Source organism: Streptomyces coacervatus (genome assembly GCF_029223485.1).
Taxonomy (GTDB): domain Bacteria; phylum Actinomycetota; class Actinomycetes; order Streptomycetales; family Streptomycetaceae; genus Streptomyces; species Streptomyces coacervatus.
The window spans coordinates 485,881-505,772 of sequence record NZ_JARHTP010000003.1 but is presented as its reverse complement, the minus strand read 5'-3'; the positions used below and the strand labels follow the sequence as shown (position 1 = coordinate 505,772).

Annotated in this window: 17 protein-coding genes; 12 read left to right on the top strand and 5 right to left on the bottom strand. The window is 68.3% G+C overall.

The annotated features are described in order from the left end of the window. Positions 1 to 201 precede the first annotated feature (201 nt). The gene (locus P2Q00_RS09845; protein WP_275771526.1) at positions 202 to 2,457 is read left to right on the top strand and encodes a serine/threonine-protein kinase; all 2,256 of its coding nucleotides are present in this window, start codon (positions 202 to 204) and stop codon (positions 2,455 to 2,457) included. Between the two features lie 18 nt (positions 2,458 to 2,475). Here the strand turns inward: P2Q00_RS09845 and nadA are convergent, their stop codons facing one another. Continuing rightward, positions 2,476 to 3,672 (bottom strand): quinolinate synthase NadA, encoded by a 1,197-nt coding sequence (nadA, locus tag P2Q00_RS09840; protein WP_275771524.1) that lies wholly within the window; start codon positions 3,670 to 3,672, stop codon positions 2,476 to 2,478. Positions 3,673 to 3,965: 293 nt separating this feature from the next. Between nadA and P2Q00_RS09835 the strand changes: the two genes are divergently transcribed. Beyond that, a complete protein-coding gene (locus P2Q00_RS09835; RefSeq protein ID WP_030582488.1) occupies positions 3,966 to 4,322 on the top strand; it encodes an iron-sulfur cluster assembly accessory protein in 357 nt (118 codons plus the stop codon). 88 nt (positions 4,323 to 4,410) lie between these two features. Here P2Q00_RS09835 and P2Q00_RS09830 read toward each other — a convergent pair whose 3' ends face one another. After that, positions 4,411 to 6,129, bottom strand: a complete 1,719-nt coding sequence (locus tag P2Q00_RS09830) for a hypothetical protein (RefSeq protein ID WP_275771515.1) — start codon at positions 6,127 to 6,129, stop codon at positions 4,411 to 4,413. 215 nt (positions 6,130 to 6,344) lie between these two features. Continuing rightward, a complete protein-coding gene (locus P2Q00_RS09825; RefSeq protein WP_275771512.1) occupies positions 6,345 to 6,554 on the bottom strand; it encodes a hypothetical protein in 210 nt (69 codons plus the stop codon). A gap of 137 nt (positions 6,555 to 6,691) precedes the next feature. On the opposite strand from P2Q00_RS09825, the gene P2Q00_RS09820 reads away from it, so the two are divergent. Further along, entirely contained in the window at positions 6,692 to 7,666 is a 975-nt protein-coding gene (locus P2Q00_RS09820; RefSeq protein ID WP_275771511.1) for a carbohydrate kinase family protein, read from the top strand. Positions 7,667 to 7,678: 12 nt separating this feature from the next. Here P2Q00_RS09820 and P2Q00_RS09815 read toward each other — a convergent pair whose 3' ends face one another. Next, complete coding sequence (locus P2Q00_RS09815) at positions 7,679 to 9,055, bottom strand: cysteine desulfurase/sulfurtransferase TusA family protein (RefSeq protein ID WP_275771510.1); 1,377 nt, start codon at positions 9,053 to 9,055, stop codon at positions 7,679 to 7,681. 265 nt (positions 9,056 to 9,320) lie between these two features. On the opposite strand from P2Q00_RS09815, the gene ctaC reads away from it, so the two are divergent. From ctaC to P2Q00_RS09795, 4 genes are all read left to right on the top strand, one after another. Further along, positions 9,321 to 10,289 (top strand): aa3-type cytochrome oxidase subunit II, encoded by a 969-nt coding sequence (gene ctaC / locus P2Q00_RS09810; RefSeq protein WP_275771508.1) that lies wholly within the window; start codon positions 9,321 to 9,323, stop codon positions 10,287 to 10,289. Further along, positions 10,286 to 12,022: an aa3-type cytochrome oxidase subunit I gene (ctaD, locus tag P2Q00_RS09805; protein ID WP_275771506.1), complete on the top strand. Its 1,737-nt coding sequence runs from the start codon at positions 10,286 to 10,288 to the stop codon at positions 12,020 to 12,022. The genes ctaC and ctaD overlap by 4 nt, the downstream gene beginning before the upstream one ends. After that, positions 12,019 to 12,417 (top strand): cytochrome c oxidase subunit 4, encoded by a 399-nt coding sequence (locus P2Q00_RS09800; RefSeq protein WP_275771504.1) that lies wholly within the window; start codon positions 12,019 to 12,021, stop codon positions 12,415 to 12,417. The genes ctaD and P2Q00_RS09800 overlap by 4 nt, the downstream gene beginning before the upstream one ends. A 131-nt stretch (positions 12,418 to 12,548) precedes the next feature. Further along, positions 12,549 to 13,808, top strand: a complete 1,260-nt coding sequence (locus tag P2Q00_RS09795; RefSeq protein ID WP_275771502.1) for a L,D-transpeptidase — start codon at positions 12,549 to 12,551, stop codon at positions 13,806 to 13,808. Positions 13,809 to 13,888: 80 nt separating this feature from the next. On the opposite strand, the gene P2Q00_RS09790 is transcribed toward P2Q00_RS09795, so the two are convergent. Further along, on the bottom strand, positions 13,889 to 14,293 hold the full coding sequence (locus P2Q00_RS09790; protein WP_275771501.1) for a response regulator: 405 nt from the start codon (positions 14,291 to 14,293) through the stop codon (positions 13,889 to 13,891). A 154-nt stretch (positions 14,294 to 14,447) separates the two neighbouring features. On the opposite strand from P2Q00_RS09790, the gene ctaE reads away from it, so the two are divergent. From ctaE to trpD, 5 genes are all read left to right on the top strand, one after another. Next, entirely contained in the window at positions 14,448 to 15,068 is a 621-nt protein-coding gene (gene ctaE, locus P2Q00_RS09785) for an aa3-type cytochrome oxidase subunit III (RefSeq protein WP_019062389.1), read from the top strand. 77 nt (positions 15,069 to 15,145) lie between these two features. Then, positions 15,146 to 15,955, top strand: coding sequence for a cytochrome bc1 complex diheme cytochrome c subunit (qcrC, locus tag P2Q00_RS09780; protein WP_275771499.1), 810 nt, complete (start codon positions 15,146 to 15,148; stop codon positions 15,953 to 15,955). Next, positions 15,952 to 17,007, top strand: a complete 1,056-nt coding sequence (qcrA, locus tag P2Q00_RS09775; RefSeq protein WP_275771498.1) for a cytochrome bc1 complex Rieske iron-sulfur subunit — start codon at positions 15,952 to 15,954, stop codon at positions 17,005 to 17,007. Before qcrC ends, qcrA begins: the two co-directional genes overlap by 4 nt. Beyond that, complete coding sequence (qcrB, locus tag P2Q00_RS09770; RefSeq protein WP_275771496.1) at positions 17,004 to 18,638, top strand: cytochrome bc1 complex cytochrome b subunit; 1,635 nt, start codon at positions 17,004 to 17,006, stop codon at positions 18,636 to 18,638. Before qcrA ends, qcrB begins: the two co-directional genes overlap by 4 nt. Positions 18,639 to 18,788: 150 nt before the next feature. Next, positions 18,789 to 19,853 carry an anthranilate phosphoribosyltransferase gene (gene trpD / locus P2Q00_RS09765; RefSeq protein ID WP_275771495.1) on the top strand — a complete coding sequence of 355 codons (1,065 nt, stop codon included), beginning with the start codon at positions 18,789 to 18,791 and terminating at the stop codon, positions 19,851 to 19,853. Positions 19,854 to 19,892 lie beyond the last annotated feature (39 nt).

Sequence of the window (19,892 nt, the reverse complement as noted above, 5' to 3'; positions counted from 1 at the left end):
GATTTCGTGGAGGTCGCAGATTTTCATTGCTCATCGCACAAGTGAACGATCATGCTATGCGGGCGAGTTCAAGGGGTGCCAGCAGTGGCGTGTCGGCCACGACGGGCTGGACCGGGCCGCGCAGGCGTCCCACCCGCCGCGGCCGTCCCCCTACGTATCCTGTGGGCTCGAACTGCTCTGCAGCGGAAGGGAATCCGGGCGGTGCCACTGCACAAGGACGACCCGAAATCGGTCGGCGGGTACAAGCTGGTCGACCGGCTCGGCTCCGGAGGCATGGGCGTCGTCTACTGGGGCAGATCCCGCTCCGGGCGTGACGTCGCCGTCAAAGTGGTGCACGCCCAGTACGCGGAGGACAAGGTCTTCCGCGCCCGCTTCCGGCAGGAGATCGAGTCCGTCCGCAAGGTCAGCGGCGCGTTCACCGCGCCCGTGGTGGACGCCGACCCGGAGGCGATACGGCCCTGGATGGCGACCCAGTACGTCCCGGGCAGCTCCCTCGCCGAACGGATCCGCGACCACGGCGCCCTCAAGGGCACCGAACTGCGCCGGCTGGCCCTGGGGTTGGTGGAGGCGCTGCAGGATATCCACCGGGCCGGAGTGGTGCACCGGGACCTCAAGCCCGCCAACGTCCTGATGGCCGAGGACGGTCCCCGCGTCATCGACTTCGGCATATCCCGCGCCGCCGAGAACCACCAGACCCTCACCGAGACCGGCCAGATGATCGGCACCCCGCCCTTCATGTCACCGGAACAGTTCACCGACGCCCGCACGGTCGGACCCGCCTCGGACGTCTTCTCGCTCGCCGCGCTCCTGGTCTTCTCGGCCACCGGACGCGGCCCCTTCGACGCCGACAGCCCGTACCTGACCGCCTTCCGGGTCGTCCACGAGCAGCCAGGACTGGACGGCGTACCGGGGCCGTTGCGCGCGGTCCTGGAGCGCTGTCTGGTCAAGGACGCCGCCGACCGGCCCCAACTGGACGTACTGGCCAAGGAGTTCGCCGAGGCCCTGCCCGAGTCCGACCCCATGGACCCGGACACCACGACTCTCCGCGTGGCCGACCTGAGGACCTTTGAGGAGACCTACGCCGGGACCGGCCACGCGGGGCCCGGAAAGGTCACTCGGTCCGGGCGCATGCGAGGCCGCAGGGTCCGCCCATGGCTGGCGGTCGCCTGCACGTTGGGCGTACTGGTCCTGGGGACGGGGTGGTACATGCGGTTCGGGCCCGGCTTCCCGGACGGTGCCCCGGCGGCCGGTTCCGCCGCGCCCGCGAACTCCCGCTGGGCGGCGCTGCCCACCGGCTGGCAGCCCTGGCAGACGACGGCGTTCAAGACGGCACAGCGGGGCGAGGTCAAGCCGCTGCAGGGGGAGCAGAGCGGCGACCCGGGCGACGCCACCTGCCAGAGGTACGAGGACGCGGTCTACTGCGCGGGCAGCGGCATCCTTCCGGTACGCCTTGACGGCCGTACCGGCAAGACCGTCTGGCGCTCCTCCCTCGCGTCCACCTACTCCGGAGAGACAGGGCTGAAGGCCTTCTCGCTCCTCGGCGTGCGGGACGGCGCGGTGCTCGTCCGTCAGGCCGTCTACAAGGGCGCCGCGAACGGCCCGGTCAGCATCGTCGCCCTGGACGCGGAGAGCGGCGAGCAGCTGTGGACCCGCAAGGTGAACGACACGAGCGTCGACCTGAGCCTGTCCGGCGACCTCGTCCTGACCACCGACACCAGCGGCCGGCTGCTGACGGCCCGTTCCCCGCGCACCGGCACCGACCGCTGGACCGTGCAGCTGCCCGTCGGCGACTACTGCCAGTTCATGACGGTCGGCTCCCGCCTGTACGAGCACTGCTTCCCGGACGACGAGACGCAGCCCGCCGTGGCCGTGGAGCTGAAGCGGATCGACGGGTCGGTGGTCCGGCGTCTGAAGACCCCGAACATGAGCGGCCTGCTCGGCGCCGTCGGCGGCCGGCCGGCCTTTGTGGTCGGGGGCGACGGCAGCGGCCCGGCGCGCCCCGAGGACCTGACCTTCGGCAAGATCTTCCTGGCCGACCCGGACACCGGTCGCGGCACCACGACGAAGCTGGCGAAGACCTACGAGGGCTCGGTGACGCTGGCCGCCGACACTCTGTGGATCACCGGGGCCGACGGCCAGGTGACCGCGGTGTCCCCGCTGACCGGCAGACAGCTGTGGCAGACCCGGACCAGCGTCGAGGGCTCGGGCCGGCCCACCTACGACGCCCGCACCCGCACCCTGTACCTGGCCAGCCCCAGCGGCCGGGTCGCGGCCCTCGACGCACGCAAGGGCACGCTGCTGTGGGAGACGGGAACGCACGCCGAGCGGCTCGTGGCCGCCGACACGGTCAGGTCCGAGGTGCTGCCGTACGGCGGCGCACTGATCGCGTCCACCCCGGACGGCACCGTCTTCTCCCTCGACCCCGCCCACCCCGACCGGAAGTCCGCCGCGGGGTGAGCAAAGGTCGCACGGGCCCTACGGCAGCGCCAGCATCCGCTCCAGCGCCAGCTTCGCGAACGCCTCGGTCTCCTTGTCGACCTCGATCCGGTTGACCAGGTTCCCCTCGGCCAGCGACTCCAGGGCCCAGACCAGGTGGGGCAGGTCGATGCGGTTCATGGTCGAGCAGAAGCAGACCGTCTTGTCGAGGAAGACGATCTCCTTGCCCTCGGGCGCGAAACGGTTCGCGAGGCGGCGTACGAGATTGAGCTCCGTACCGATGGCCCACTTGGAGCCCGCCGGAGCCGCCTCCAGGGCCTTGATGATGTACTCCGTCGAGCCGACGTAGTCGGCCGCGGCGACGACCTCGTGCTTGCACTCGGGGTGGACCAGCACGTTCACACCGGGGATCCGGGCGCGCACGTCCTCCACCGACTCCAGGCTGAAGCGGCCGTGCACCGAGCAGTGACCGCGCCAAAGGATCATCTTCGCGGCGCGCAGCTGGTCGGCGGTCAGCCCGCCGTTCGGCTTGTGCGGGTTGTAGACGACGCAGTCCTCCAGGGACATGCCCATGTCGCGGACGGCGGTGTTGCGGCCCAGGTGCTGGTCCGGCAGGAACAGCACCTTTGTTGAATTGGGCTCGCCCTGCTCGAAGGCCCACTCCAGGGCCTTCTGGGCATTCGACGACGTACAGATCGTGCCGCCGTGCTTGCCCGTGAACGCCTTGATGTCCGCGGAGGAGTTCATGTACGAGACCGGTACGACCTGCTCGGCGATCCCGGCCTCGGTCAGCACGTCCCAGCACTCGGCGACCTGCTCGGCGGTGGCCATGTCGGCCATCGAGCATCCGGCCGCCAGGTCCGGCAGGACCACCTTCTGGTCGTCGGACGTCAGGATGTCCGCGGACTCCGCCATGAAGTGCACACCGCAGAACACGATGTACTCGGCCTCCGGACGCGCCGCCGCGTCCCGGGCCAGCTTGAAGGAGTCACCCGTGACGTCGGCGAACTGGATGACCTCGTCGCGCTGGTAGTGGTGGCCGAGCACGAAGACCTTGTCGCCGAGCTTCTCCTTGGCCGCACGGGCGCGGGCCACCAGGTCCGGGTCGGACGGCGAGGGCAGGTCACCGGGACACTCGACGCCCCGCTCGCTCTTCGGGTCGGCCTCGCGGCCGAGCAGCAGCAGGGCGAGCGGAGTCGGCTGTACGTCGAGCTCCGTGGTCTGGGCGGTGGTCACGACACGCACCCTTTCTGTTCTGCGGATATTCTCTGCGGGAGTGCTTTTCGTCGAACTGACGCTATCTATCATAACCCGCTTCACGTCACTTTGACGATGGTCATAGCGTCGATGTGACATGAATCCCGGTGCCGCACCGGCCGGGGACCTTTGGGCCGCTGTTCGCTGCGCCTCGCATGTGCGAGCATGAAAGAACAGGCGAAAAGACAAGTTGCCCGGCCCGGAATGAATCCGCGGCCCCGACGGTTGCAACCGTCGGCAAGCAGTCTCCGTACAACCCGGGAGAGATGTAGATGTCCGTATCGGACGAGACCAGCACCGTCACCGACGGCATCATCCTGTCCGACGCCGCCGCGGCGAAGGTCAAGGCCCTGCTCGACCAGGAAGGCCGTGACGACCTGGCCCTGCGCGTCGCCGTTCAGCCCGGCGGCTGCTCCGGCCTGCGCTACCAGCTCTTCTTCGACGAGCGCTCCCTCGACGGAGACGTGGTCAAGGACTTCGGCGGCGTCAAGGTCGTCACCGACCGTATGAGCGCCCCGTACCTGGGCGGCGCCTCGATCGACTTCGTCGACACGATCGAGAAGCAGGGCTTCACGATCGACAACCCGAACGCGACGGGCTCCTGCGCCTGCGGCGACTCCTTCAGCTGAGCCCCCGGCTTGCTGAACAACTGAACAAGCCGAAGGCGGCGGCCCCCTCCGACAGGGCCGCCGCCTTCGTGTATCCGCCGGACAGGCCCTACTGCACCCCGGCCGTGGTCCGCGGCAGCCGCGCCCCCGGGTGCGGCTGCGTGATCTCCTTGCCGTCCGAGCCCACGACCGTGCGGTCACCGAGCGGCTTGTCCAGGTGCACGGTCCGCGTCATCTCCTTGGCGATCATGACGCAGATCTTGCCCTTCCACGGCGTCTCGGTCACCGTGACGGTCACCTTGTCGGCGCTCTCGCTCGCCTTCGCGGCGTAGTCGCCGCACACCCCGCCGGTGAAGGTCACGGTCAGATCCGTGCCGTCGGCCGTGTAGCTGTCCACCTTGATGTCACGGGTGGTCGGCGCCGTGGTCGGCCGGCCGCTCGGCGCGCTCGCCGAAGGGGTGGGCGCCCCGGAGGGCGAGTTCGACGCCAGGTACTTCGGGTCGACGGCCGGATACGTCACCGTGAAGCCGTTCTGCGCGCCCGCGCCCTTCACCTGGAACAGCCATGACGGCACCAGCGCCTGCCGCCCGTTCACCGAATGCACGGCCAGCCCGAAGACCGCGCCCCCGACGGTGACGGTCTCCCTCGCCGGCTGCTTCTGCGGCGACCCGCTCGCCCCCGACGTGGACTGCCCGCACGGCGCCTCCAGCCGGTCCTTCAGCGGTACGGCGCTGGCGCAGCCGCCGATGCCCATGCGGTGGTCGGTCGTGGGTGCCGCGTTCATCAGGTCCAGCGTCTTCTGCGCGCCCAGTACGGGGTACGTGTCGCCCTTCACCGGCGCCTTCAACTGCCCGCTGCCGCCGACCACTTCGCCCTGGGCGCCGACGGTCAGCCCGGTCGTCCAGCCGTATGTGGGCAACCCGCCGACCAGGGGGTTCGCATTCACCACCCGCTGAGCGCCCATGACCTGGCTCGCGTCCACCTTGGCATCGTCCTGGCCGACCGCCTTCAGCACCGGTGCCGCGGCCTTCTTCGCGGCGGCCTCGCTCACCGTGTCGCCGGCCGGGTTCGCGGGATCCTTCGTACACGCGGTGACGCTCTGACAGGCGTCGGTGCCGGCCGCGTACCGATGGAACGTCCATGTCCCGGGCGCCTGCTTGTCCACCACGAGGCTCGGCCCGGAACCGTCCTTGTCCGGCCCGACCTGCCAGGCCTGCCCCTGCGACACCGGCGTCCCGTCCAGCCCGAGGGCCTTCGCCAGCCGCGCCACCTCGTCCTTGCTGACCTCGCCCGTCGCCCGGTACACGGGTGCGGAGCCGGGGCCGTCGGGGACGCTGCCGGCGAGCTTGTACCTCACGCCGTACGGGTTGGGCTCCCCGGGCGCGATCCCGTTCGTACCGCCCTCGGAGTAACCGTCGAGCGCAAGCGGCGGGGGAGTGCTGCCGTCGCCGGACGACCCGGAGTCCGTACGACCTCCTGACCCGCCGGAGGCAGATGCGGCGAGGTACGCCCCGCCGCCTCCCACCAGCAGCACGGCAGCGGCGACGGAGGCGATGAGCACGGGGGAGCGGCGGCGGGACGGACGGGGCTGCTCCGCGTCCGGATCGGGGGTGGCATCGGGAATGTCGGCGTCATCCCCGTCGGCCGTCGGAGCCCCGGTGACCTCGGCCTTCTCGACCACGGGGGTCTTCTCGACCTCGGCACGGATGGCTTCCGCGCCCGCTTCCTCCCCCTGCCCTTCCACGGCACCCTGCTCCTCGGCGGAACCGGCGGCGCCGACGCCACCGTCCTCGTCCGGGGCGTCGTTGTCGGGTCGCTCGGTGTTCACCGCATCGCTCCTTCGGCTGCACAGCTGTCCTGTGACCCTGACCCGGCCCTGTCAAAACGGCCTGCTGGAGGGTCGTATCGCACATCCCCTTCACGGGGGACGGCGATGGGACGCAGCGGGGGAGCGCGCGGTTCCCTTCAAGTGCGCCGACCCGTGTCACCGGGTCGAATGCGCCGGCCCGGGCCACCGGGCCGCACCGGACTACAAACCTCTGCTCAGTCGCCGTAGTCCGACATCGAGTCCAGCAGACGGGCCGACTTCGGCGGCACGGTCACGCCGTGGATGAGTGACGGAGAGACCGGGAGGGAAGTGATGCGGTCGGGAGCGGCCCAGTGGGGGACCATCCGGGCACAGTCGCCACGCAGCGACGCGAGGTCGCCTTCCAGGTCGACCGGGGCCGGGGCATGGACCTTGAGGTTCGTCATAGCGGAACCGTATGCACGCAGAGGCCCGCGAAGAAAGATCTACTATCAGGTAGTTTTGGCCACTTCAGAGCCCGGCTACGACCCGGTAGCGTGAACTGTCAATCCGCCCTCCCGTCTCCCACAGGAGAGTCCCCGCCGTGCGCATCGCAGTCACCGGCTCCATCGCCACCGACCACCTCATGACCTTCCCCGGCCGTTTCGCCGACCAGCTCGTCGCGGACCAGCTGCACACGGTCTCGCTCTCCTTCCTGGTCGACAACCTCGACGTACGCCGGGGCGGCGTCGGCGCCAACATCGCCTTCGGCATGGGTCAGCTCGGCACGACCCCGATCCTGGTCGGCGCCGCCGGCTTCGACTTCGACGAGTACCGCGCCTGGCTGGACCGGCACGGCGTCGACACCGACTCGGTCCGTATCTCCGAGACCCTGCACACCGCCCGCTTCGTGTGCACCACGGACGCCGACCACAACCAGATCGGCTCCTTCTACACGGGCGCGATGAGCGAGGCCCGCCAGATCGAGCTGAAGACCGTCGCGGACCGCGTCGGCGGCCTCGACCTGGTCCTGATCGGCGCCGACGACCCGGAGGCGATGCTCCGCCACACCGAGGAGTGCCGCTCCCGCCAGATCCCCTTCGCCGCCGACTTCTCCCAGCAGATCGCCCGGATGAACGGCGACGAGATCCGGATACTGCTGGAGGGCGCCACCTACCTCTTCTCGAACGAGTACGAGAAGGGCCTCATCGAGTCCAAGACGGGCTGGACGGACACCGAGATCCTCGCCAAGGTCGGCCACCGCGTCACCACCCTCGGCGCCCGCGGCGTCCGTATCGAGCGGGACGGCGAGAACCCGATCGAGGTCGGCTGCGCGGAGGAGGAGCGCAAGGCCGACCCCACGGGTGTCGGCGACGCCTTCCGCGCCGGCTTCCTCTCCGGCCTCGCCTGGGGCGTCTCCCTGGAACGCGCCGCCCAGGTCGGCTGCATGCTCGCCACCCTGGTCATCGAGACGGTCGGCACCCAGGAGTACCAGCTGCGCCGCGCCCACTTCATGGACCGCTTCACCAAGGCGTACGGCGACGAGGCCGCCGCGGAGGTCCAGAAGTACCTGGCGTAACTCTCCGAGGGTCTACGACACCCGGCGGACCGTATAGGCCGAGCCCCGGTCCGCCGGCTCCTCACCGACGTACTCCTGCCCCCGCATCTCGCACCAGGCCGGGATGTCGAGCCGCGCGGCCTCGTCGTCGGACAGGACCCGCACCGTGCCGCCCACCGGCACGTCCCCGATGACCTTGGCGAGTTCGATGACGGGGATCGGGCAGCGCTTGCCGAGGGCGTCGACGACCAGGACGTCGCGCTGCACGGTCGCCGCCACAGCCGGCGCCCCCAGCTTCTCCCGCACCCCCGCCACCGCCCCCGGCAGCACCGCCAGGAACCGCTCGACGTCCTCCTCCGCCGTCCCCATCGGCAGCGAAACCCGCACATTCCCCTCACTCAGCACACCCATCGCCTTCAGCACATGGCTGGGCGTCAGCGTGCTGCTGGTGCAGGACGATCCGGACGAGACGGAGAAACCCTCCCGGTCCAGCTCATGCAGCAGTGTCTCCCCGTCGACATAGAGACAGGAGAAGGTGACGATCCCCGGCAGCCGCCGCTCCGGATCCCCGACCACCTCCACATCCGGCACCGACTGCGGCACCCGCACCCGGATCCGCTCCGTCAGCTCCCGCAGCAGTACCGCCTCTTGCTCCGCCGCGGCCCGCACCGCCCGCAGCGAGGCGGCCGCCGCCACGATGGCGGGCAGATTCTCGAACCCGGCGGCCCGCCCCGACTCCCGCTCGTCCGCGGGTCCTTGCGGCGCAAACCGCACCCCTTTCCGCACAACGAGCAGCCCCACCCCCGAGGGCCCGCCCCATTTGTGCGCACTGGCGGCCAGCACGGACCAGTCCCCTTCGACCGGCCCCCACCCCAACGACTGCGCAGCATCCACGAGCAACGGCACCCCGGCGTCCCGGCACAGGGCGGCCACCTCGGCCACCGGCTGCACGGTCCCCACCTCGTGGTTGGCGGACTGGAGGCAGGCCAGAGCGGTGTCCGGGCGCAGGGCGCCGGCGTACGACTCCGGCGTCACCCTGCCCTTCCGGTCCACCCCGACCTGCGTGACGCTCCCACCCCCGGCCTCATGCGCGTCAGCCGCATGCAGCACCGAGGAATGTTCGACCGCCGACACGATCAGGTGACGCCCAATCCGGTGACGCCCGGCCAACGCCCCCGCGACACCGGTGTGTACGGCCCGCGTGCCGGATGAGGTGAAGACCAGCTCGTCGGGACGGCACCCCACAGCCTCGGCAGCGGCCTCCCGAGCCGCATCCAGGAGCATCCGAGCCCGCCGCCCTTCCCGATACAGGCGTGCAGGGTCAGCCCACCCTTCATCAAGTGAGGCCAACAGCGCCTGACGGGCAACGGGATGGAGAGGAGCAGCAGATGCAGCGTCAAAGTAGGACACACGGCAACCGTAAAACGTGGGGCAGGGCAACAGGCGTTTAGGGGCGCGGGGAACTGCGCGACAAGCCACAACGCACCCGCACCCGCCAATCCAGCGAACCCACGGAGTGACTAGGCACCCCTCCCCGCGAACCCTCGGAGAGCGTCGGCTAGGGTTTGGTCCGCATAAACATCCAAACCCCTGCCCGACGCAGGGCGGCGACCGACCACCGAAGAAGGCAGGCCGCAGCCAATCCGCGCGGGCGAGACTCTCGGGAAGGCGCTACGTGAGTCCCAACGGCTCCGACCGCTCGCCGCGGCGCCCGATGCGGCGGAAGCTGCTGCAGGCAATGACTGCGGGCCTGGTCCTGGCGACAGCCACCGGTTGCTCGTACAACTGGGAAGACTTCCCCCGCCTTGGTATGCCCACCCCGACCACGGAAGAGGCTCCGCGGATCCTCTCCCTCTGGCAGGGCTCCTGGGCTGCCGCGCTGGCCACCGGCGTGCTGGTGTGGGGTCTGATCCTGTGGAGCGCGATGTTCCACAGGCGCAGCCGGACCAAGGTCGAGGTTCCTCCGCAGACCCGGTACAACATGCCGATCGAGGCGCTGTACACGGTGGTTCCGCTCGTCATCGTCTCGGTGCTGTTCTACTTCACGGCCCGCGACGAGTCGAAGCTGCTCAGTCTCACCGACAAGAAGCCCGATGTGACGGTGAACGTCGTCGGCTTCCAGTGGAGCTGGGGCTTCAACTACATCGAGCCCGTCGCCGGGTCCACCGGTAACGCGAAGACCGACACGAACCTGGCCGCCATTCCGGACCGGTTCAAGAAGGAGTTCCCGGCGAACGCCGGCGGTGTCTACGACGTCGGTACGCCGGCCACGAAGAACCCGCAGACCGGCAACCCGGGCCCGACCCTGTGGCTGCCCGAGGGCAAGACGGTCCGCTTCATCCTCACCTCGCGTGACGTCATCCACTCCTTCTGGGTGGTGCCGTTCCTGATGAAGATGGACGTCATCCCGGGCCACACCAATGCCTTCCAGGTGACCCCCAACAAGGAGGGCACCTTCCTGGGCAAGTGCGCCGAGCTCTGCGGCGTCGACCACTCCCGGATGCTCTTCAACGTGAAGGTCGTCTCCCCGGACCGGTACGAGAAGCACCTCCAGGAACTCGCCAAGAAGGGGCAGACCGGTTACGTTCCCGCCGGCATCGCGCAGACGAGCCACGAGAAGAACCGGGAGACGAACAACCTGTGAGCATCCTCAACGAACCCCAGGGTGCCGGGGCAGCGGAGACGCACTACGCGGATGAGCTGCCGGTAAGGCGCAAGCAGCCGGGCAACGTCGTGATCAAGTGGCTGACGACCACTGACCACAAGACGATCGGAACGCTGTACCTCGTCACGTCGTTCGCGTTCTTCCTGATCGGCGGCGTGATGGCGCTGCTGATGCGCGCCGAGCTCGCCAGGCCCGGTCTGCAGATCATGTCGAACGAGCAGTTCAACCAGGCGTTCACGATGCACGGCACGATCATGCTGCTGATGTTCGCGACGCCGCTGTTCGCCGGTTTCACGAACTGGATCGTGCCGTTGCAGATCGGCGCGCCCGACGTGGCGTTCCCGCGGCTGAACATGTTCGCCTACTGGCTCTACCTGTTCGGCTCGACGATCGCGGTGGGCGGCTTCCTCACCCCGTCGGGCGCGGCCGACTTCGGCTGGTTCGCGTACTCGCCGCTGTCGAGCGCGGTCAATTCGCCGGGTGTCGGCGCCGACCTGTGGATCATGGGTCTGGCCTTCTCCGGCTTCGGCACCATCCTCGGCTCGGTCAACTTCATCACCACGATCATCTGCATGCGCGCCCCCGGCATGACGATGTTCCGCATGCCGATCTTCTGCTGGAACGTGCTGCTGACCGCGGTGCTGGTCCTGCTCGCCTTCCCGGTCCTCGCGGCTGCGCTGTTCGCCCTGGAGGCGGACCGTAAATTCGGTGCGCATGTCTTCGACGCGGCCAATGGCGGCGCCTTGCTGTGGCAACACCTCTTCTGGTTCTTCGGCCATCCAGAGGTGTACATCATCGCGCTGCCGTTCTTCGGAATCATTTCCGAGGTCATCCCGGTGTTCTCCCGCAAGCCGATGTTCGGCTACATGGGCCTCATCGGCGCGACGATCGCCATCGCGGGTCTGTCCGTGACCGTGTGGGCCCACCACATGTACGTCACCGGCGGTGTACTGCTCCCGTTCTTCTCCTTCATGACGTTCCTCATCGCCGTACCGACCGGCGTGAAGTTCTTCAACTGGATCGGAACGATGTGGAAGGGGTCCCTGTCCTTCGAGACCCCGATGCTCTGGGCGACCGGCTTCCTGGTCACCTTCACCTTCGGCGGTCTGACCGGTGTCATCCTGGCCTCGCCGCCGATGGACTTCCACGTCTCGGACTCGTACTTCGTGGTGGCGCACTTCCACTACGTCGTCTTCGGCACCGTCGTCTTCGCGATGTTCTCCGGCTTCCACTTCTGGTGGCCGAAGATGACCGGCAAGATGCTCGACGAGCGCCTCGGCAAGATCACCTTCTGGACGCTTTTCGTCGGCTTCCACGGCACCTTCCTGGTGCAGCACTGGCTGGGCGCCGAGGGCATGCCGCGTCGTTACGCGGACTACCTCGCGGCCGACGGCTTCACCGCCCTGAACACGATCTCGACGATCAGCTCGTTCCTGCTCGGCATGTCGATCCTGCCGTTCCTCTACAACGTGTGGAAGACGGCCAAGTACGGCAAGAAGGTCGAGGTCGACGACCCGTGGGGCTACGGCCGCTCGCTCGAGTGGGCGACGTCCTGCCCGCCGCCGCGGCACAACTTCCTCACCCTGCCGCGGATTCGCAGCGAATCCCCGGCGTTCGACCTGCACCACCCTGAGATCGCGGCCCTCGACATGCTCGAGAACGCGCCTCACGGTGAAAAGGCTCTGGCTGGTGGCAAGGAGGCCGGCAAGTGAAGGTTCAGGGCAAGATGTTCATGTGGCTGAGCGTCTTCGTCCTCGCCATGGCGGTTGTCTATGGCGTGTGGTCGAAGGAGCCGGCCGGTACCACGGCGCTCTTCCTGGCCTTCGGTCTGTGCATCATGGTCGGCTTCTACCTGGGCTTCACGGCCAAGCGGGTCGACGCGGGCGCGATGGACAACAAGGAGGCCGACGTTGCGGACGAAGCCGGCGAGGTCGGGTTCTTCAGCCCGCACAGCTGGCAGCCGCTCGCCCTCGGGGTCGGCGGTGCGCTCGCCTTCCTGTCGATCGCGATCGGCTGGTGGCTGCTGTACTTCTCGGCACCGATCATCATGATCGGCCTGTACGGCTGGGTCTTCGAGTACTACCGCGGTGAGAACCGCACCCAGTAGCACGCGCTGAGCGCACTGGAGCCCGGACACTCCGACAGGAGCGTCCGGGCTCCTGCTTTTGCCGCAATGACGTTCCCTCGTACGAGTCACCCGGCGCGCCGTCCTTGACGAACGTCCATAGCGTCGGGGACATGAACCACTCTCCGCGCACCCGCACCGTCGTCAGCTGCACGCTGCTGGTGATCGCCCTCGGCGTGGGCGGCACCGCTTGCAGCGGCGGCGGCAACCCGCTGACCGCCAAGCCGTACGACGCGACGGACCAGCTCTCCTTCAACGGCGTCACGGGCGGCGGGAAGAAGGCCGACCCGGACAAGCCCCTGGAGGTCACCGCCGAGGACGGCGACCACATCACGGACGTCACGGCCACGGACGCCACAGGCCGCTTCGTGGCGGGCGAACTCTCCGCCGACGGCACCCGCTGGCACAGCACCTCCCCGCTGGCCGCCAACGCGCACTACACGGTGCGGGTGAGCACGGAGGACGGGGACGGGGCGCCGGGCCGCAAGGTCCTCGCCTTCGACACCAGCAACCCCACCGCCAAGAAGCGCCTGAGCGTGAAGTTCGGGCCCGACTCCGGCGATTACGGCGTCGGCCAGCCCGTCACCGCCGAACTGGACCGGCCCGTCAAGGACAGGGCGCAGCGCGCCATCGTCGAACGGGCGCTGCGGGTGGACTCCGTACCTGCCGTGCAGGGCGCCTGGCACTGGGTGGACGACAAGGAACTCCACTACCGTCCCAAGGACTACTGGCCCGCCCACGCCGTCGTCCAGGTGCACAGCAACCTGGACGGCATCAAGGTCGGCGACCGCCTGTGGGGCACGAAGAGCAAGCCGCTGAAGCTCACCATCGGCGACAGCATCGTCGCCGTCACCGATGCGTCAGCGCACTCCATGACGGTCTACCGGAACGGCGAGGACATCAGGGACCTCCCCGTCACCACCGGCAAGCCCGGCTTCGAGACCCGCAACGGTGTCAAGGTCGTACTGGGCAAGCAGTACTTCGTACGCATGCGCAGTGCCACGGTCGGCATCGCCGAAGGCAGTTCGGACGCCTACGACCTGCCCGTCTACTACGCCACCCGCCTCACCTGGAGCGGCGAGTACGTGCACGCCGCCCCCTGGTCCGTGGGCTCCCAGGGCTACGCCAACGTCAGCCACGGCTGCACCGGCATGAGCACCGGCAACGCCGAGTGGTTCTTCAACACCGTCCACGAGGGCGACGTGGTGAAGGTCGTCAACTCCAACGGCGACACCATGGAGTCCTTCGGCAACGGCTTCGGCGACTGGAACCTCACCTGGAAGAACTGGCGCACAGGCAGCGCCCTGGTAGGCGGCACACCTGACGGACCGAGCCCGGACGACGCGGCGCGCCTGCGCCCAACGGCGGTGTAGCGCCCCTTAAGGGGCGCGGGGAACTGCGCGACAAGCCACAACGGACCCGCAGTCGCCGAAAGACCCGCACCCCCGGGCCACTAGGCGCTCTGCTGAAGCGCCTTCTGCCGCAACAAGGAGGCCAGGGCAGCGGCGAACTCCACGGGTTCCACAGGCAACGTCACAGCGGCGTCTGCCCGACTCCACGTGGCCAGCCACGCATCCTGAGGCCGCCCAATCAGCACAAGCACCGGCGGGCAGTTGAAAATCTCGTCCTTGATCTGCCGGCAGACACCCATGCCCCCCATGGGCACGGCCTCCCCGTCCAGGACGACGACGTCGATGCCACCCTTGTCGAGCTCCCGCAGAACCGCCGGAGGCGTCGCACACTCCAGGAACTCGACGACAGGAACGTCGGGAGCGGGCCGGCGCCCGGTCGCGAGCCGCACCTGCTCGCGGGTGTTGGAGTCGTCGCTGTAGACCAGCACCGTGGCGGTCGGCTGCATTGTTCCTCCGATACGCAAGGACGTGTGTCGTCGTACGGAAAGGCCCGATGGGGCGGATGTTACTCCGTTCAACACCACGTCAACACCGGTATGGACGGCAGCAACACTCCGAACGGCACCCCCCGGAGTGAGGGCGGGATAAGCGACCGACATAATGTCGGTCGTGGCGACAGCAACGACAGTAGAAACCGGGCACGCGCACCCGTCGGTCAACCGGCCGAACCTCACCAGCGTCGGAACCATCATCTGGCTGAGTTCCGAGCTGATGTTCTTCGCGGCCCTCTTCGCGATGTACTTCACCCTGCGATCGGTGACCGGTCCGGACCACTGGAAGGAGATGGCCAGCCATCTCAACATTCCGTTCTCCGCGACCAACACCACGATCCTGGTGCTCTCCTCCCTCACCTGCCAGCTCGGCGTCTTCGCCGCCGAGCGCGGGGACGTGAAGAAGCTCCGGGGCTGGTTCATCATCACGTTCGTGATGGGTGCGATCTTCATCGGCGGTCAGATCTTCGAGTACACGGAGCTGGTGAAGAAGGACGGCATCTCGCTGTCCTCCGACCCGTACGGCTCGGTGTTCTACCTGACCACCGGGTTCCACGGCATGCACGTGACGGGCGGCCTCATCGCCTTCCTGTTCGTCCTCGGCCGTACCTACGCGGCGAAGAGGTTCACCCACGAGCAGGCGACCGCGGCCATCGTCGTGTCCTACTACTGGCACTTCGTCGATGTCGTGTGGATCGGCCTCTTCGCCACGATCTACCTGATCAAGTAGCCGGGCCAGTCCCGCGTGCGCCCCGCAGGCGCACATCCCAAGCATCGACGCAGAAGATCCTGACACCGGGGTAATCCGTGAAAAAGCTCTCCGCACGACGACGCCATCCCATGGCGGCGCTCGTCGTCCTACTCCTCGCGCTGGCATGCACCGGGGGGCTGTACGCCGTGTTCGCGCCCGCGAGCAAGGCGCAGGCCGATGACACCGCCCAGTCCCTCGCCATCGACGAGGGCAAGAAGCTCTACTCCGTGGGCTGCGCCAGCTGCCACGGAACCGGCGGTCAGGGCACCACCGACGGCCCGAGCCTCGTGGGCGTGGGCGCCTCGGCCGTCGACTTCCAGGTCGGCACCGGCCGTATGCCGGCCCAGCAGCCGGGCGCGCAGGTCCCGAAGAAGAAGGTCATCTACACGCAGGCCGAGATCGACCAGCTCGCCGCGTACATCTCGTCCCTCGGCGCCGGCCCGGCCGTCCCGAGCAAGGCGCAGTACGGCCCGGACGGTGCCGACATCGCCAAGGGCGGCGAGCTCTTCCGCACCAACTGCGCCCAGTGCCACAATTTCACCGGCAAGGGCGGTGCGCTGACGCACGGCAAGTACGCGCCGAGCCTTGAGGGCGTCGACCCGAAGCACATCTACGAGGCCATGCAGACCGGCCCGCAGAACATGCCGTCGTTCCCCGACACCACGCTGTCGGAGCAGAACAAGAAGGACATCATCGCGTACCTGAACGCGGTCAACGGCGACGAGACCGTGAGCAACGGTGGTCTTGAGCTGGGCGGTCTCGGCCCGGTCTCCGAGGGCCTGTTCGCCTGGATCTTCGGACTCGGCGCGCTGATCGCGGTTGCCGTCTGGGTCGCCGCTCGGACCGCAAAGGCCAAGAAGTCATGAGTAGCCAAGACATTCCAGAAGAGAACCTGCCCGCTGAGCAGGACGCGCACGGCGCCGTAAGCGTCGCGGACGAGAAGAACCCGTTCGCCGACCCCGGTCTGCCGCCCCACGAGCACCGGGTGCAGGACATCGACGAGCGGGCCGCCAAGCGGTCCGAGCGTGTGGTGGCCATGCTGTTCACGGTCTCGATGCTGGCCACGGTCGGCTTCATCGCCTCGTACGTGGCGATCCCGCACGACAAGTCGATCTACGTCTTCCCGATCGGCCACATCAACGCGCTGAACTTCGCGCTGGGCCTGACCCTCGGTCTTGCCCTCTTCGCGATCGGCGCGGGCGCGGTCCACTGGGCCCGCACCCTGATGTCCGACGTGGAGATCGCCGACGAGCGGCACCCGATCGAGGCGTCCCCCGAGGTCAAGGCCAAGGTCATGGCCGACTTCAGGGAGGGTGCCAAGGAGTCCGCGCTCGGCCGTCGCAAGCTGATCCGCAACACGATGTTCGGTGCGCTGGCCCTGTTCCCGCTCTCCGGCGTCATGCTGCTGCGCGACCTGGGACCGCTGCCGGGGACCAAGCTCCGCCACACGCTGTGGTCCAAGGGCAAGCTGCTCGTCAACATGAACACCAACGAGCCGCTGCGCGCCTCCGACGTCGCGGTCGGCTCGCTGACCTTCGCCAAGCCCGAGGGCCTGGAGGAGACCGACGAGGACTTCCAGACCCAGATCGCCAAGGCAGCCCTGATGATCGTCCGGATCCAGCCGGACAACATCAAGGACAAGCGCGAGCTCGCGTGGTCCCACGAGGGCATCGTCGCGTACTCGAAGATCTGCACCCACGTCGGTTGCCCGATCTCCCTGTACGAGCAGCAGACGCACCACGTGCTGTGCCCCTGCCACCAGTCCACCTTCGACCTCTCCGACGGTGCCCGGGTGATCTTCGGCCCCGCCGGTCACGCCCTGCCGCAGCTGCGCATCGGCGTGAACGACCAGGGCTACCTCGAGGCGCTCGGCGACTTCGAAGAGCCCGTCGGTCCTGCATTCTGGGAGCGCGGATGAGCACCAATACCGAAACCGAGGCACGCCGCGGCAAAGCGCCCGCCGGCGAGCGCGTCGCCGACTGGGCCGACGGCCGGCTGGGGATCTACTCCCTGGCCAAGAGCAACATGCGCAAGATCTTCCCCGACCACTGGTCGTTCATGTTGGGCGAAGTGTGCATGTACAGCTTCATCATCATCATCCTCACGGGTGTGTATCTGACGCTGTTCTTCCACCCGTCGATGAACGAGGTGGAGTACCACGGCAGCTACATCCCGCTGCAGGGCCAGCTGATGTCCGAGGCGTTCAACTCGACCCTGCACATCTCCTTCGATGTGCGCGGTGGTCTGCTGATCCGGCAGATCCACCACTGGGCCGCGCTGATCTTCCTCGCGGGCATGTTCGTGCACATGATGCGCGTGTTCTTCACCGGTGCGTTCCGCAAGCCGCGTGAGGTCAACTGGGTGTTCGGCTTCCTGCTGTTCGTCCTGGGCATGTTCACCGGCTTCACCGGTTACTCGCTCCCGGACGACCTGCTCTCCGGCACCGGTGTCCGCTTCATGGAGGGCGCGATCCTGTCCGTGCCGATCGTCGGCACGTACCTGTCGTTCTTCCTCTTCGGCGGCGAGTTCCCGGGCGGCGACTTCGTGGCCCGCTTCTACTCGGTCCACATCCTGCTGCTGCCGGGCATCATGCTCGGCCTGATGGTGGCGCACCTGATCCTGGTCTTCTACCACAAGCACACGCAGTTCGCGGGCCCCGGAAAGACGAACAACAACGTCGTCGGCATGCCCCTGCTGCCCGTGTACATGGCGAAGGCCGGAGGCTTCTTCTTCCTGGTCTTCGGCGTCATCGCGGCCATCGCGGCGATCGCCTCGATCAACCCGATCTGGGCCATGGGCCCCTACCGTCCGGACATGGTGTCCACCGGCGCCCAGCCGGACTGGTACATGGGCTTCTCCGAGGGCCTGATCCGTGTCATGCCGGGCTGGGAGATCAACCTGTGGGGCCACACGCTCGTCCTGGGCGTGTTCATCCCGCTGGTCATCTTCCCGCTGGTCCTGGTCACGATCGCGGTCTACCCGTTCATCGAGTCCTGGGTCACCGGCGACAGGCGCGAGCACCACATCCTGGACCGCCCGCGCAACGCCCCGACGCGTACGGCGTTCGGTGCCGCGTGGATCTCCTGGTACTTCGTGCTGCTGATGGGTGGTGGAAACGACATCTGGGCCACGCACTTCCACCTGTCGATCAACGCGATCACCTGGTTCGTGCGGTGCGCGTTCTTCGTGGTGCCGGTGCTCACCTTCGTCGCCACCAAGCGGATCTGCCTCGGCCTGCAGCGCCGCGACAAGGACAAGGTGCTGCACGGCCGCGAGTCGGGCATCATCAAGCGCCTGCCGCACGGTGAGTTCATCGAGGTGCACGAGCCGCTCAGCCAGGACGCGCTGCACACCCTCACGGCGCACGAGCAGTACAAGCCGGCCGAGATCGGCCCGACGGTCGACGAGAACGGCGTCGAGCGCAAGGTCAAGGGCTCCCAGAAGCTGCGCGCCAAGCTCAGCGAGGCGTACTACGGCGAGGAGTCCCAGATTCCGAAGCCCACCGTCGAGGAGTACAAGGAGATCACGAGCGGCCACGGCCACCACTGATCGCTGCTGATCGCTGCGCTCGCCACGCGCGACAAGAAGGGCCCCGTCCGGTGTTCGGACGGGGCCCTTCTCCATGCCCCTGAGCTGGATAGGGTGGGGTCGGACTCCTCAAGGAGTTTCCACTCTTCTACGACACCCAGGAGCGGCCTTATGAGCGCTGTGACCCCCGCTGGAGGCGACACCGCGGCGGGCCGTTCCTGGCCCGAGGTACTCAACGCCCTGCTGTCCGGCCGTGACCAGAGCGCCGACGCGACGGCCTGGGCGATGGACCGGATCATGCGCGGCGAGGCGACGGACGCCCAGATCGCGGGCTTCGTGGTGGCCCTGCGGGCCAAGGGCGAGACGGTCGAGGAGATCACCGGCGTGGTCCGGGCGATGTACGAGCACGCCAATGTGATCGAGGTGTCGGGCCGTACCGTCGACATCGTCGGTACGGGCGGCGACGGCGCGAAGACGGTGAACATCTCCACGATGTCGTCGATCGTGGTGGCCGGAACCGGCGCCAAGGTCGTCAAGCACGGCAACCGCGCGGCCTCGTCGGCGTCGGGTGCCTCGGACGTCCTGGAGAAGCTGGGCGTCAACCTCGATCTCACGCCCCAGCGGGTGGCCGAGGTCGCGGAGGAGGCGGGCATCACCTTCTGCTTCGCGGTGAAGTTCCACCCGGCGCTGCGTCATGTCGCCGCCGCCCGCGGCCAGTTGGGCATCCGCACGGTCTTCAACGCCCTCGGCCCGCTGACCAACCCGGCGAAGGTCAGGTCCCAGGCGGTCGGCGTGGCCGACCCGCGCATCGCGCCGATGATCGCGGGAGTCCTGGCCGAGCGAGGAAACTCCTCTCTCGTCTTTCGCGGCGACGACGGCCTCGACGAGCTGACGACGACGGCCACCTCACACGTCTGGGTCGTCCGCGACGGCAAGGTCACCGAGGAGACCTTCGACCCCCGCGACGTCGGTATCGAGCTGGTCCCGGTGGAGGCCCTGCGCGGCGGCGACCCGTCGTACAACGCGGAGGTCGCCCGCCGCCTCCTCGACGGCGAGACCGGCCCCGTACGGGACGCCGTACTGCTGAACTCGGCAGCCGCCCTCGTGGCCCTCGACCCGGGCCCCGGGACCCTGGCCGAGCAGATCCGGGCCGGCATGGACAAGGCGGCGGAGTCGATCGACTCCGGTTCGGCCAAGCGGACGCTGGAGCGCTGGGTGGCGGCCAGCAACGCATAGCAGTCACCGTGTGTCGTCCCGCGATCCGGACACGGGTTG